At 46.4% G+C, this 14642-nt stretch carries 12 protein-coding genes, 2 tRNA genes and 2 other RNA genes; 8 read left to right on the forward strand and 8 right to left on the reverse strand.

What is annotated here, in order from left to right:
* Positions 1-13 precede the first annotated feature (13 nt).
* The 4 genes from oppB to ychE form a co-directional block, all read right to left on the reverse strand.
* Entirely contained in the window at positions 14-934 is a 921-nt protein-coding gene (gene oppB / locus A7Z29_RS14180; RefSeq protein ID WP_000911117.1) for an oligopeptide ABC transporter permease OppB, read from the reverse strand.
* Between the two features lie 84 nt (positions 935-1018).
* Positions 1019-2650 (reverse strand): oligopeptide ABC transporter substrate-binding protein OppA, encoded by a 1632-nt coding sequence (gene oppA, locus A7Z29_RS14185; protein ID WP_000182038.1) that lies wholly within the window; start codon positions 2648-2650, stop codon positions 1019-1021.
* 228 nt (positions 2651-2878) lie between these two features.
* The gene (locus A7Z29_RS23405) at positions 2879-3094 is read right to left on the reverse strand and encodes a hypothetical protein (RefSeq protein WP_137325876.1); all 216 of its coding nucleotides are present in this window, start codon (positions 3092-3094) and stop codon (positions 2879-2881) included.
* A gap of 291 nt (positions 3095-3385) precedes the next feature.
* A complete protein-coding gene (gene ychE / locus A7Z29_RS14195; protein ID WP_000616769.1) occupies positions 3386-4033 on the reverse strand; it encodes an NAAT family transporter YchE in 648 nt (215 codons plus the stop codon).
* 479 nt (positions 4034-4512) lie between these two features.
* Between ychE and adhE the strand changes: the two genes are divergently transcribed.
* Positions 4513-7185 carry a bifunctional acetaldehyde-CoA/alcohol dehydrogenase gene (gene adhE, locus A7Z29_RS14200; RefSeq protein ID WP_000301666.1) on the forward strand — a complete coding sequence of 891 codons (2673 nt, stop codon included), beginning with the start codon at positions 4513-4515 and terminating at the stop codon, positions 7183-7185.
* 302 nt (positions 7186-7487) lie between these two features.
* Here adhE and tdk read toward each other — a convergent pair whose 3' ends face one another.
* Positions 7488-8105, reverse strand: coding sequence for a thymidine kinase (gene tdk, locus A7Z29_RS14205; RefSeq protein ID WP_024165082.1), 618 nt, complete (start codon positions 8103-8105; stop codon positions 7488-7490).
* 602 nt (positions 8106-8707) lie between these two features.
* On the opposite strand from tdk, the gene hns reads away from it, so the two are divergent.
* Entirely contained in the window at positions 8708-9118 is a 411-nt protein-coding gene (gene hns / locus A7Z29_RS14210; RefSeq protein WP_001287384.1) for a histone-like nucleoid-structuring protein H-NS, read from the forward strand.
* A gap of 146 nt (positions 9119-9264) precedes the next feature.
* Here the strand turns inward: hns and galU are convergent, their stop codons facing one another.
* The 3 genes from galU to rssA all read right to left on the reverse strand — a co-directional run bounded on the left by galU (position 9265) and on the right by rssA (position 12386).
* Positions 9265-10173 carry a UTP--glucose-1-phosphate uridylyltransferase GalU gene (galU, locus tag A7Z29_RS14215; RefSeq protein ID WP_000718987.1) on the reverse strand — a complete coding sequence of 303 codons (909 nt, stop codon included), beginning with the start codon at positions 10171-10173 and terminating at the stop codon, positions 9265-9267.
* 201 nt (positions 10174-10374) lie between these two features.
* Positions 10375-11388, reverse strand: coding sequence for a two-component system response regulator RssB (rssB, locus tag A7Z29_RS14220; RefSeq protein ID WP_000193438.1), 1014 nt, complete (start codon positions 11386-11388; stop codon positions 10375-10377).
* Positions 11389-11474: 86 nt separating this feature from the next.
* Complete coding sequence (rssA, locus tag A7Z29_RS14225) at positions 11475-12386, reverse strand: patatin-like phospholipase RssA (protein WP_010344798.1); 912 nt, start codon at positions 12384-12386, stop codon at positions 11475-11477.
* Between the two features lie 112 nt (positions 12387-12498).
* On the opposite strand from rssA, the gene A7Z29_RS14230 reads away from it, so the two are divergent.
* The 6 genes from A7Z29_RS14230 (at position 12499) to A7Z29_RS14255 (ending at position 14561) form a co-directional block, all read left to right on the forward strand.
* The gene (locus A7Z29_RS14230) at positions 12499-12957 is read left to right on the forward strand and encodes a YchJ family protein (protein WP_016158404.1); all 459 of its coding nucleotides are present in this window, start codon (positions 12499-12501) and stop codon (positions 12955-12957) included.
* A gap of 49 nt (positions 12958-13006) precedes the next feature.
* Positions 13007-13849, forward strand: coding sequence for a formyltetrahydrofolate deformylase (gene purU, locus A7Z29_RS14235; protein WP_000555850.1), 843 nt, complete (start codon positions 13007-13009; stop codon positions 13847-13849).
* Between the two features lie 159 nt (positions 13850-14008).
* A tRNA-Tyr gene (locus tag A7Z29_RS14240) sits at positions 14009-14093 on the forward strand.
* Between the two features lie 43 nt (positions 14094-14136).
* Positions 14137-14268: non-coding RNA, RtT sRNA (locus A7Z29_RS14245), on the forward strand.
* 33 nt (positions 14269-14301) lie between these two features.
* Positions 14302-14386 (forward strand) — tRNA-Tyr (locus A7Z29_RS14250).
* Between the two features lie 43 nt (positions 14387-14429).
* Positions 14430-14561: non-coding RNA, RtT sRNA (locus A7Z29_RS14255), on the forward strand.
* Positions 14562-14642 lie beyond the last annotated feature (81 nt).

Below are 14642 nucleotides of genomic sequence, written 5' to 3' on the forward strand. Positions count from 1 at the left end.
GCGAGCTCCAGTATCAGTAACGGATTTTCGGGTCGATAACCGCATATAGCACATCGACAATGGCATTAAACAAAATGGTTAATGCACCAACCAGAATGGTCAGGCTTAACACCAATGAATAGTCACGGTTCAATGCGCCATTAACGAACAATTGCCCGATCCCCGGCAAACCATAAATGGTTTCGATGACCATAGAACCGGTAATAATGCCGACAAATGCGGGTCCCATATAGGAGAGCACGGGTAGCAGAGCAGGTTTTAATGCGTGGCGAAGGATGATCCTGCGCATAGGTAAACCTTTCGCGCGGGCAGTACGAATAAAGTTAGAATGCAAAACTTCAATCATCGAACCACGGGTAATACGCGCAATACTGGCGATATAAGCGAGAGACAATGCCACCATCGGCAATATCATGAATTTCAGCGCCCCGCCATTCCAGCCACCGCCTGGTAGCCAATGCAAAATGATCGCAAATATCATGACTAATAATGGCGCAACCACAAAACTGGGGATAACCACCCCGGTCATTGCCAGCCCCATCACGGTATAGTCCCATTTGGTGTTTTGTTTTAATGCGGCAATAACGCCAGCACTAACACCCAGCACTACCGCAAGTATAAACGCGGCTGCCCCCAATTTTGCAGAAACAGGAAAACTGGATGCTACCAGGTCATTGACCGAATAATCTTTATATTTAAAAGACGGACCGAAATCGCCATGCGCCAGTTGTTTCAGGTAGCTGAAATACTGTGTCATGATCGGATCATTAAGATGATATTTCGCTTCGATATTGGCCATCACTTCTGGCGGTAACGTCCGTTCACCAGTGAACGGACTTCCTGGCGCCAGACGCATCATAAAGAACGAAATAGTAATCAGAATAAATAGCGTCGGAATCGCTTCCAGACAGCGACGTAGAATAAATTTTAACATTGCCGTACCTTCTGGCCAGTGCCTTCTATAATGCGATAAAAATCAGACACCGTGGAGCAAGTTCCCCTGCCCCACGTATTGCCATTAGTGCTTCACAATGTACATATTTCTGGTGTAGGTATTATCCAGCGGATCTTTGCCGGTATACCCCCCAACCCACGGTTTCACCAGACGCGCGTTCACATAGTAATAAACCGGTACAATGGCCGAATCTTTATCCAGCTGCTGTTCTGCTTTGGTGTACAGCGCAGTGCGTTGCGCCTCGTCAGTCGCTTTCAGCGTTTCCGCCATAATGCTGTCAAAGGCCGGACTCTTATAATGCGCGGTATTCATCGAACTGTTCGACAGCATGGTGTTCAGGAAGGATGTTGGTTCGTTATAGTCAGCACACCAGCCTGCACGAGCCACATCAAAAGTTCCCTGGTGACGGGTATCGAGGAAGGTTTTCCACTCCTGGTTAACCAGTTTGACGTTTACACCAATATTTTTCTTCCACAGTGAAGAGGCGGCAATCGCCAGCTTTTTATGCAGATCGGACGTGTTATATAGCAGGTTTATGGTCAACGGTTTGTCTGCGGTATAGCCCGCTTCAGCCAGCAGCTTTTTCGCTTCTTCGTTACGTTTTTCCTGACTCCAGCCAAACCATTCCGGTTGAGTTAATTTTGCACCATCTGTGTAAGGAGGAGTGTAACCATAGGCGGGCATATCGCCCTGTGCTTTCACTTTATTAACGATGATATCGCGATCCATACCCAGTTTCAGTGCGGTACGCACACGCACGTCGTTGAATGGCGGTTTCTGATTGTTAATTTCGTAATAGTAGGTGCACAAATACGGATCGACGTGAACCTCGTCCGGGATCTCTTTTTTAAGCTTCTGGAACAGCTCGATCGGCATGTTGTTATAGGTCATATCGATTTCGCCGCTGCGATAGCGGTTAACATCGGTGACTTCAGAAGCAATCGGCAAATAGGTGACTTGGTTAATGACGGTTTTCGCGTTGTTCCAGTAGGTCGGGCTGCGCTCAAGAACGATACGTTCGTTAACGACCCAATCTTTTAAGGTATAGGCACCGTTGGTGACAATATTTCCTGGCTGGGTCCATTTCTCGCCGAATTTCTCAATAGCGGCTTTTGGCACCGGAGAAGTCGATGGGTGAACCAGTAATTTATAGAAATACGGAACAGGCTCACTTAATGTGACTTCTAAAGTGTGATCATCGACGGCTTTCACGCCGAGATCGGTAATCGGTTTTTTCCCTTCGAGAATTTCATCAATACCGGCGATATGCCCATATTGTAGATAACTGGCATAGGGAGAAGCGGTGTTCGGATCAACAGAACGTTGCCAACTGTATACAAAGTCCTGCGCAGTGACTGGCGTGCCGTCGGACCATTTCGCATCTTTACGCAGATGGAATGTCCAGACTTTGGCATCTTTATTATCCCAGGACTCCGCGACGCCAGGCGCCGGGTGACCATCGAGATCGCTGACCAGCAAGCCTTCAAACAGGTCGCGACTGATATTAGACTCCGGAACCCCTTCAATTTTGTGCGGATCTAATGACTGAACTTCAGAACCATTGTTACGCACCAGCGTTTGTTTTTCTGCAAGCTGAACACCAGCGGGTACATCAGCCGCCAGCGCAACATTCCCTGCCATAAGCGCAGCCAGAACGCCTGCTGCTACTAAACTTCTCTTGGTGATGTTGGTCATTGTTTTTGGACTCCCTCATTATAATTACTGGCTTTAACCAGCATGTGTAATCCCGGGTTGGGACCCTGGACAGATTCGGAGACTTTCTGCTGCCAGGTTGATATATCGTTACGCTTTGCTATCACCGACTTTATTTATTCTGGCGATTCGAACGACCACCTTACGTCGGTTCCTACTGTGTCTCCCCTGTCGAGACACATTTACTATTTAATGCAGCAATTTTTATTGTTAATTATTCTCATTACCAAAAAAATCGCCTGACGGTTGGCCGGAAAGTATCAAATGCGCTTCTTGCCCGCCAATACATTTTGCAAAATTGTTAAGCAATTCTCTTTTACTGACCGCGCCAATATCTAAAGACTTCATCAGATTGCCAATAAAACCATTTAAAAACAATAAGATAAAACCTCGTAAAGCAAGTCTGTTTTTTCTGGTTGCTGTCACGATAGAGAAATATACAATAACTTAACAAAAGGTCATTATTTAGCACATTCCTCTGCCAAATGCAGTGGAATTACTAATATCATTTCAATTATTCTTCAGCAAGACCCAGGATTATGATGTCGCGAAAATAACATGATGAGGAGGATGGCGGGGTAAGGATATTCTTATAACTGGCTGTAATATGAGGAAAAATATTTATCTATTTCGTTTGCTTTTGATAACTGTGCTGGGCAAAAGTAAAAATAATGACGAAAAAACGGAGCACCATGGCTCCGTTTCGTATGAAAGAAATTAATTGAGCAGACCAGGGAAAATCCCTTTGATTCCATTAACAATAAATTCAATCCCTAATGCCATCAGCAGCAGCCCCATAATACGAGTAATCACGTTTATACCGGTCTGGCGCAGAACTCGCACCAGCCAGGGTGCCATGCGGAATAAGCCCCAGCAACATAAAGCAAACAATGCAATTGCCACAAAAAAGCCGAACAGATAACCAATGCTGTGATAACGCGTTCCCCAAACGATAGTTGAACTGATCGCCCCTGGCCCTGCCATCAAAGGCAATGCGAGCGGTACAACGCCGATGCTTTCTCGAATTGCGGTTTCTGATTTCTCTTGTTTGTTCTGTTTATCCTCACCAAGCTTACCGCTGATCATCGACATCGCAATTGTAACCACCAGTATGCCGCCCGCGATGCGGAACGAATCAATCGATATTCCAAAAAGTTGCAGAATCGTGTCGCCGAGAAAAAGCGAGATCCACAAGATAATCGCTACCGACAGGTTGGCAGTCAGATTTGTTTTGTTTCTCGCTGCCGCAGTCTGATAGCTGGTCATACTGATGAACACGGGGATAATCCCAACCGGGTTAACCAGCGCAAATAACCCGATGAAAAATTTAAAGTAAACGGGAAAATCAAAGAGTGTCTGAATCACGGTTAGCTCCGAAGCAAAAGCCGGATAATGTTAGCCATAAGCAAAGGTAAAAAAATACGCGCTGACAATACGCCTTTTGGCAGCATTTTTCACCTCCTAACCGCTTAAAATTACTATCATTCATTATTGTTATCTAGTCGTGCAAAACATGCTAATGTAGCCAACAATAAATACTACAATTTATTAACTATTAGCTTTTATAGCTAAAAGCGGAGCTGAAAGGTGTCAGCTTTGCGGAATTTTGATCTAGATCACGTAATCAGTACCCAGAAGTGAGTAATCTTGCTTACGCCACCTGGAAGTGACGCATTAGAGATTAGTCTCTCTAATGTTTAAACTCTTTTAGTAAATCACAGTGAGTGTGAGCGCGAGTAAGCTTTTGATTTTCATAGGTTAAGCAAATCATCACCACACTGACTATACTCTCGTATTCGAGCAGATGATTTACTAAAAAAGTTTAACATTATCAGGAGAGCATTATGGCTGTTACTAATGTCGCTGAACTTAACGCACTCGTAGAGCGTGTAAAAAAAGCCCAGCGTGAATATGCCAGTTTCACTCAAGAGCAAGTTGATAAAATCTTCCGCGCCGCCGCTCTGGCTGCCGCAGATGCTCGAATCCCACTCGCGAAAATGGCCGTTGCCGAATCCGGCATGGGTATCGTCGAAGATAAAGTAATTAAAAACCACTTTGCTTCTGAATATATCTACAACGCCTATAAAGATGAAAAAACCTGTGGTGTTCTGTCTGAAGACGACACTTTCGGTACTATCACTATCGCTGAACCAATCGGTATTATCTGCGGTATCGTTCCAACGACTAACCCGACTTCAACTGCAATCTTCAAATCGCTGATCAGCCTGAAGACCCGTAACGCTATTATCTTCTCTCCGCACCCGCGTGCAAAAGATGCAACTAACAAAGCTGCTGATATCGTTCTGCAGGCTGCTATCGCTGCTGGTGCACCGAAAGATCTGATTGGCTGGATCGATCAACCTTCTGTTGAACTGTCCAACGCGCTGATGCACCACCCTGACATTAACCTGATCCTCGCGACTGGTGGTCCGGGCATGGTTAAAGCAGCATACAGCTCCGGTAAACCGGCAATCGGTGTAGGTGCTGGTAACACTCCGGTTGTTATCGATGAAACCGCAGATATCAAACGTGCAGTTGCATCCGTATTGATGTCCAAAACCTTCGACAACGGCGTAATCTGTGCTTCTGAACAGTCTGTTGTTGTTGTTGACTCTGTTTATGACGCTGTACGTGAACGTTTCGCTACCCACGGCGGTTACATGCTGCAGGGTAAAGAGCTGAAAGCCGTTCAGGACGTTATCCTGAAAAACGGCGCACTGAACGCAGCTATCGTTGGTCAACCGGCTTATAAAATTGCTGAACTGGCGGGCTTCTCTGTACCAGAAAACACTAAGATTCTGATTGGTGAAGTGACCGTTGTTGATGAAAGCGAACCGTTCGCACATGAAAAACTGTCCCCGACGCTGGCAATGTACCGTGCAAAAGATTTCGAAGACGCGGTAGAGAAAGCAGAGAAACTGGTTGCCATGGGCGGTATCGGTCATACCTCTTGCCTGTACACCGACCAGGATAACCAACCGGCACGCGTTGCCTACTTCGGTCAGAAAATGAAAACTGCCCGTATCCTGATCAACACCCCGGCTTCTCAGGGTGGTATCGGTGACCTGTATAACTTCAAACTCGCACCTTCCCTGACTCTGGGTTGTGGTTCCTGGGGTGGTAACTCCATCTCTGAAAACGTTGGTCCGAAACACTTGATCAACAAGAAAACCGTTGCTAAGCGAGCTGAAAACATGTTGTGGCACAAACTTCCGAAATCTATCTACTTCCGCCGTGGCTCACTGCCAATCGCGCTGGATGAAGTGATTACTGATGGCCACAAACGTGCGCTCATCGTGACTGACCGCTTCCTGTTCAACAACGGTTATGCCGACCAGATTACTTCTGTACTGAAAGCTGCCGGCGTTGAAACTGAAGTCTTCTTTGAAGTTGAAGCTGACCCGACACTGAGCATCGTTCGTAAAGGTGCAGAACTGGCAAACTCCTTCAAGCCAGACGTGATCATCGCGCTGGGTGGTGGTTCCCCGATGGACGCCGCGAAAATCATGTGGGTTATGTACGAGCATCCGGAAACCCACTTTGAAGAACTGGCGCTGCGCTTTATGGATATCCGTAAACGTATCTACAAGTTCCCGAAAATGGGCGTGAAAGCGAAAATGATCGCCGTCACCACCACTTCCGGTACGGGTTCTGAAGTGACTCCGTTTGCGGTTGTAACCGACGATGCAACAGGTCAGAAATATCCGCTGGCAGACTATGCACTGACCCCGGATATGGCGATTGTTGACGCCAACCTGGTTATGGATATGCCGAAGTCCCTGTGTGCTTTCGGTGGTCTGGACGCAGTCACTCACGCCATGGAAGCTTATGTTTCTGTACTGGCATCTGAGTTCTCTGATGGTCAGGCTCTGCAGGCGCTGAAACTGCTCAAAGAATATCTGCCAGCGTCTTATCACGAAGGGGCTAAAAACCCGGTAGCGCGTGAACGTGTTCACAGTGCAGCTACTATCGCGGGTATCGCGTTTGCGAACGCCTTCCTGGGTGTATGTCACTCAATGGCGCACAAACTGGGCTCCCAGTTCCATATTCCGCACGGTCTGGCCAACGCCCTGCTGATTTGTAACGTTATCCGCTACAACGCGAATGACAACCCGACCAAGCAGACTGCATTCAGCCAGTACGATCGTCCACAGGCTCGTCGTCGTTATGCTGAAATCGCAGACCATCTGGGTCTGAGCGCACCGGGTGACCGTACTGCTGCGAAGATCGAGAAACTGCTGGCATGGCTGGAAACGCTGAAAGCAGAACTGGGTATTCCGAAATCTATCCGTGAGGCTGGCGTTCAGGAAGCTGACTTCCTGGCGAACGTAGATAAACTGTCTGAAGATGCATTCGATGACCAGTGCACCGGCGCTAACCCGCGTTACCCGCTGATCTCCGAGCTGAAACAGATTCTGCTGGATACCTACTATGGTCGTGATTACGTAGAAGGAGCACCAGCAGCAAAGGAAGCAGCTCCAGCTAAAGCAGAGAAAAAAGCGAAGAAATCCGCTTAATCAGTAACTCTGTACATCCTCATAAACGGTCCCTTTTGGGGCCGTTTTTTTGTTTTCGCTACACGCTATACAAAGTCAAATAACCCAACTGCATTAGTATGCTCATATATACTGTTATCTAATGCGCACTAACCGCGATAACCTGAAAATGACTCAACATCGTAGATGACGAAGCACTAAATCGTTCTGTTACGTTTTAGCGATGGTTAGGAGCAGAGAAAGAATTATGGTTCGGAAGAAGTTAGTAAAACGAACTGACAGGATAAAGGCCTCGATTCATCCTGTCAGTAAAGAAAATCTTATTAATCGTGTTGATGTCTTTCTTGAATAGCCGTCAAAGAACCGACTTCTAACGCTTCTTTATAGTGTTTACGGCAAACCGAGACGTAACGCTCATTACCACCAATAACCACCTGTTCGCCTTCGTTATAAGGCCTACCCGCTTGATCAAGACGTAGCACCATGCTTGCTTTACGACCACAAAAGCAAATAGTTTTTAATTCGACCAGTTTGTCTGACCATGCCAGTAAGTATTGACTGCCGGTAAATAATTCACCGCGAAAATCTGTACGTAAGCCATAACAAAGTACGGGTATATCGAGTTGATCGACAACCTCCGATAATTCATATACTTGTTGTCTGGTTAAAAACTGGCATTCATCAACCAGTACACAATGAATTGCCTGTTGTTCATGTTCCGCACGAATCTCATCAAATAATGATGAATTTTGGTTAAATAATTTTGCCGGAGATGACAAACCTATACGCGAGCTGACTTTCCCTGCCCCGAAACGATCGTCAATTTCCGCCGTATATACGACAGTCCGCATACCGCGTTCCTGGTAATTGTATGAAGATTGCAGCAATGCCGTAGACTTACCCGCGTTCATTGCGGAATAGTAGAAATATAGCTGTGCCATCAGCCACAGGCCCTCAATGATATGAAATAAAGTTGGCTGAAGTTTATCATAATTCGCCAGTTTTACAGCGCAACAGTACACGCAGAAGAGCGTATATACATCATTCCTTAAGAAGGATGACATAATCCTTCAGAGCTATCATTGTGTCTGTATTGCTTGTTATAACCGCGTAAATGACTCCTGGTAACTATTCACAATCTTTAACTTGTTGCACAAGTAATAACCCTCTGTTGACCTCCAGGATACGGCAATACGAAGTCCCTGCACTTATTGCGACTGTTCTTCTTTTCATCATTCTCTTAATAGCGGATTTTTTGTAAACATGACTAATACCGAAGAGTAAAAGACGTCAGCGCGTGTTAATCCCTACATAAAATGTGACATGAATCAGGAAGTTTTAACCTTAGATGATGCGAAATCATCGGTACAAATAGGGCTATATGCCGCATCTTTTCTGGCTAATTTTATGAAAAGATATTTATTGGTGGCACAAAATAAAGAACAATTTTGAATTCCTTACATTCCTGGCTATTGCACAACTGAATTTAAGGCTCTATTATTACCTCAACAAACCACCCCAATATAAGTTTGAGATTACTACAATGAGCGAAGCACTTAAAATTCTGAACAACATCCGTACTCTTCGTGCGCAAGCAAGAGAATGTACACTTGAAACGCTGGAAGAAATGCTGGAAAAATTAGAAGTAGTTGTTAACGAGCGTCGCGAAGAAGAAAGTGCGGCTGCTGCTGAAGTTGAAGAACGCACTCGTAAACTGCAACAATATCGTGAAATGCTGATCGCTGACGGTATCGACCCGAACGAACTGCTGAATAGCATGGCTGCTGTTAAATCTGGCACCAAAGCTAAACGCGCACAGCGTCCAGCTAAATATAGCTACGTTGACGAGAACGGCGAAACCAAAACCTGGACTGGTCAGGGTCGTACTCCGGCTGTAATCAAAAAAGCAATGGATGAGCAAGGTAAATCCCTCGACGATTTCCTGATCAAGTAATAATCTTTTTTAGATTACGCTCGCTTAAAATCCCGCCATTGGCGGGATTTTTTATTGTCCGTTTTAAGACTATCCAATAAGAATAAGCTATAAAAAAACGGCATTGATAACTCAATGCCGTTTCGTAGAAAACACCGCTATTGGTGTTACTTCTTAATGCCCATCTCTTCTTCAAGCCAGGCTTTAAATTCAGCACCCAGCGAGTTGTGACGAATACCGTATTCAACGAAAGCCTGCATGTAACCTAATTTATTACCGCAGTCATGGCTCTTCCCTTTCATGTGATAGGCTTCAACCGTTTCTTTTTCGATCAGCATATCAATAGCATCGGTAAGTTGAATTTCATCGCCTGCTCCCGGAGGAGTTTTTGCCAGCAGCGGCCAAATATCGGCGCTAAGTACGTAACGACCAACAATAGCGAGATTAGACGGTGCAACATCTGCTTTCGGTTTTTCTACTACACCGACCATCGGTACACTTTCACCAGGCGCTAAATCCACACCTTTGCAATCCACAACACCGTATGCAGTCACATCAGCAACAGGCTCAACCATGATCTGACTATGGCCAGTTTCATCAAAGCGGCGGATCATCTCTGCGAGGTTATCCTGCGACAAATCGGATTCATATTCATCCAGAATAACGTCAGGCAAAATAACAGCCACAGGTTCATCACCAACTACCGGGTGAGCACACAATACTGCGTGCCCTAAACCTTTCGCCAGCCCCTGACGAACTTGCATAATAGTCACGTGCGGCGGGCAAATAGACTGCACTTCATCAAGCAGCTGACGTTTTACACGTTTTTCCAGCATTGCTTCCAGTTCAAAACTGGTATCAAAGTGGTTTTCAATAGAGTTTTTCGATGAGTGAGTCACCAGCACAATTTCAGTAATACCCGCCGCAATACATTCATTCACGACGTATTGAATTAATGGCTTATCGACAAGCGGTAGCATCTCTTTCGGGATAGCTTTCGTCGCCGGCAACATCCTGGTTCCTAATCCCGCTACGGGGATAACGGCTTTTTTGACTTTCGTGTTAATGGCAGCCATTTAAATTCTCCTGGACTGTTCGTGTATTGAACGTGTTCATATTTCTGTATCACATCCCAGTATATCAGTACCCTGGCGACGCCTGGTTCCGAAAAGGAAGCGAGTTAACATAATTAAGACAATTACTTATACGAATGGCGACGATAGTACCACCAGCAGACATTAGCAGGTAATGCAATTTTATCCCAAATTATCGTTTGCTCAATTCGCAGACAGCATCAAACGTAGCCTTCCACCAGCGCCCCAAATTTGGCATTGCCAGGCATCACATCTCTGACTCAATTGATTCAAATAAGTGTTGCCTAATGTTCCTAACGGAACGCCATTACTGATTTGAATCTGGTGTTCACCCGCATTCAACGTCGCATTCAAGCCTGCGGATACCAGAATGAGATTTTTTAATTCACGATGATAATAGCCGACTAATAGAGGAAATTGACCGGGCAGATTGGCCTGGCGTAGTAAATGGTTTACCTGCTTCAATAACGCGCCTAACTCAGGCAAAGGTTGATTCTGGTGCGCAAGCTGTTCCTGTAATAAGCCATTAAACAACGCACGTAATAACAAGGCTGCAAGGACGCCATTATGTCCAGCACGGGTTACATCAAGGCAATAAAAAGCCAGATCGTTTTCCGAAAGTGCAGCAATATCAAGTACCAGACCAGGTTTATCAACAGCAACGAGTTGGCGATAATTAACCCGGCAATGGGAAATCTCCTGCTGAACCGGTGGTTGTAATTCTTGCAATAATTTCGCGGCAGCTGTCGGATTATCGACCATTGCATCCCAATCGCGAAAAAGCCTTTCTTCTTCCTCAACCCTGGAGTTAAACATGCTGGGATACAGGCAAGCAAAAACCATCTCACGCAAGCGATTAAGATCTTTAACTGGTTTCAGCAAAACATCTTCCACACCCAGCCGTAATGCTTTCGCAATATCTGCCATATTTTCTGTAGCAGAAATCACCAGAACCGGGGTTTGGTCTCCCCGGTTGCGTATATGTTCCAGCAGTTTTAAGCCGTTCATTCTTGGCATTGCAATATCACATATCATCAGATCGGGTGTAAAACCTCCCAGTAGCTCAAGGGCATCCACCCCATCAGCCGCCAGTACTGTTGTTGCTCCCAATGAGGAAAACCATGAATCCAGAAGCGAGCGAAAGACTGGCTCATCTTCAACTATGAGAATCTGTTTTCCGACCAATGGCTGCGTCATGTTCTCTCCCCTGACTGGCTTTATTCAATAGTGACATGCTATTGCCATCAGTGCCTGTCAGAATTAACTTAAGTGTAGATAAAAAATCAGGTCAAAACGTTGGTTCGAACCAGCGGTAAAAGTTCATCCATTTTCTTCTCTACCGCTAATTGTCCTGCCGCAATGGCAGCATTTGCACGATGAAAATCCAGAGTGGATATCTGCGGGCATAAAGGTTGAATCAGAATATCAGGCGGATCCCCAGCCATACGGTTTCGTTTAAGACGGTTTTCCAGCACCTGGATAGACGTGGTCATAATCTCTGTTGCGGTTGGCGCAGTCACTGCCCGACGTGCCGTTATACTGCCTAATCGTTCTTTCAGACGCGCATGCCACGGGAGAGGATCGTCGTTCTCGCCATTATCTTCACTGACATTAAATGAAAGGAGATCTTGTTGCATTAAATGAGCATCGTGCTGCAGATCGACCGCAATCACAATATCAGCGCCCATCGCACGCGTGAGGGAAATAGGAATCGGATTAACAACTGCGCCATCAACCAGCCAATAGCCGTTATGAGCGACCGGCGCCATCAGGCCGGGGATGCTGCATGATGCACGAATAGCAAGATGGAGGTCGCCTTCGGTAAACCAGAGTTCTCGCCCCGTGCTTAAATTAGTGGCAACCGCAGCGAAACGGCGTGAACAATTTTCGATCTCTGTTTCCGGCATTATTTCGCGGTACTGGTTGAACACACGCTCACCGCGCAACAATCCACCACGCTGCCAGGAAAGATCCATCAGCCGTAAAACATCCCAATAGCTAAAAGAGGTAACCCACTGTTCAAGCGCGGTCAGGCGATCGCATGCAAAAGCAGCGCCCACCAGCGAACCGATTGAACATCCAGCGACGATATCTATTTCAATGCCCATTTTTTTAAGCGCGTTAATGACGCCAATATGCGACCATCCTCGCGCCGCGCCAGATCCTAGCGCCAGCCCTATTTTTATCTTTCTCATTGTTCCTGAAGGCTTCCCCTGGAATGCAGCCGTAGCCACATCGCTACTGCTCGGTTAACATAGTGCTACGCAGGCGATTAATACGCCGTTATTGTTTCCAGGGAGATTATTTGTGTCTGAGCTTTGTCCCTGTGGTAGTGCTGTCGAGTATAGCCTATGTTGCCACCGTTATGTGTCTGGTGAAAAGGTCGCACCTGATCCAGAACATCTCATGCGTTCGCGTTACTGCGCTTTTGTGATGCAGGACGCAGATTATTTAATTAAGACCTGGCATCCGTCCTGTGGCGCAGCGGCGTTACGTGCCGAATTGATTGCCGGATTTGCGCATACCGAATGGTTAGGGCTGACCGTATTTGAGCGTTCATATCACGAAGGAGATAACGTAGGTTATGTTAGCTTCGTTGCTCGATTTGCCGAACAGGGTAAAACAGGAGCGATAATTGAACGTTCGCGATTTTTGAAAGAAAACGGTCAGTGGTACTATATTGACGGTACACGTCCACAGTTTGGCCGCAACGATCCCTGCCCTTGTGGTTCAGGTAAAAAATTTAAAAAGTGCTGCGGCCAATAATGGTTGACGGTACGGTTTAGCAAACACTCTCAACAAGGTTTTTCCAGCAATGCACTCACTCCAACGAAAAGTTCTGCGTACTATTTGTCCGGATCAAAAAGGTCTGATCGCGCGCATTACGAATATTTGCTACAAGCACGAGTTAAATATCGTGCAGAACAATGAATTTGTTGATCATCGTACCGGACGCTTTTTTATGCGCACGGAACTGGAAGGCATTTTTAATGATTCGACCCTGCTGGCGGATCTCGATAGCGCATTGCCGGAAGGCTCTGTGCGCGAACTAAATCCCGCCGGTCGTCGCCGGATAGTCATTCTGGTCACTAAAGAAGCGCATTGCCTTGGCGATCTGCTGATGAAAGCCAATTACGGTGGACTGGATGTGGAAATCGCGGCAGTCATCGGCAACCACGATACCTTGCGTTCGCTGGTTGAACGTTTTGATATTCCATTTGAACTGGTCAGCCATGAAGGATTAAGTCGCAACGAGCACGATCAAAAGATGGCGGATGCCATTGATGCTTATCAGCCTGATTACGTTGTGCTGGCGAAGTATATGCGCGTATTAACGCCGGAATTTGTGGCGCGCTTCCCGAATAAAATTATCAATATTCACCACTCATTCCTGCCGGCGTTTATTGGGGCACGTCCGTATCATCAGGCCTATGAACGCGGCGTGAAGATAATTGGCGCAACGGCACACTATGTAAATGACAATCTGGATGAAGGTCCAATCATTATGCAGGACGTTATTCATGTGGATCACACTTATACAGCCGAAGATATGATGCGGGCAGGTCGTGACGTCGAGAAAAACGTATTAAGCCGCGCCCTTTACCAGGTTTTGGCGCAACGTGTGTTTGTTTACGGTAACCGGACGATTATTCTTTAATCGCCAGCAAAAAGAACTGGTTGCCTTTAATCCGTTACGGATGAAAATTACGCAACCAGTTCATTTTTCTCAACGTAACGCTTTACAGCGGCGTGTCATTTGGTATGATGCGCCCCGCTTCCCAATGAGGGAGCAGGCCAGTAAAAAGTATTGCCCCGTGGTGGGGTTCCCGAGCGGCCAAAGGGAGCAGACTGTAAATCTGCCGTCATCGACTTCGAAGGTTCGAATCCTTCCCCCACCACCATTATTCACCACAGCGATGTGGTAACTTCGGTGAGATTGTTAATCTTTGCACTCATCGAGGAAGGGTGAGAACCTTCGATTAAGGTTCGACTCGAGCGAAAGCGAGAGAACGTTGCCGCAGGCAACGGCCCGAAGGGTGAGGAGCGAAGCGACGAATAATCCTTCCCCCACCACCATCTTCAGCATTACCTACAATTTGATTTTCCCCTGGTGGGGTTCCCGAGCGGCCAAAGGGAGCAGACTGTAAATCTGCCGTCATCGACTTCGAAGGTTCGAATCCTTCCCCCACCACCATTATTCACCACAGCGATGTGGTAACTTCGGTGAGATTGTTAATCTTTGCACTCATCGAGGAAGGGTGAGAACCTTCGATTAAGGTTCGACTCGAGCGAAAGCGAGAGAACGTTGCCGCAGGCAACGGCCCGAAGGGTGAGGAGCGAAGCGACGAATAATCCTTCCCCCACCACCATTACTTCCTGAAAATACTCTTCTAAACCAATTTACTAACCATTTATTTCTTGTTGTCACACAGAATTCGTCATGCCTGTTT

It is taken from the genome of Escherichia sp. MOD1-EC6842 (assembly GCF_002965705.1).
Taxonomy (GTDB): Bacteria; Pseudomonadota; Gammaproteobacteria; order Enterobacterales; family Enterobacteriaceae; genus Escherichia; species Escherichia ruysiae.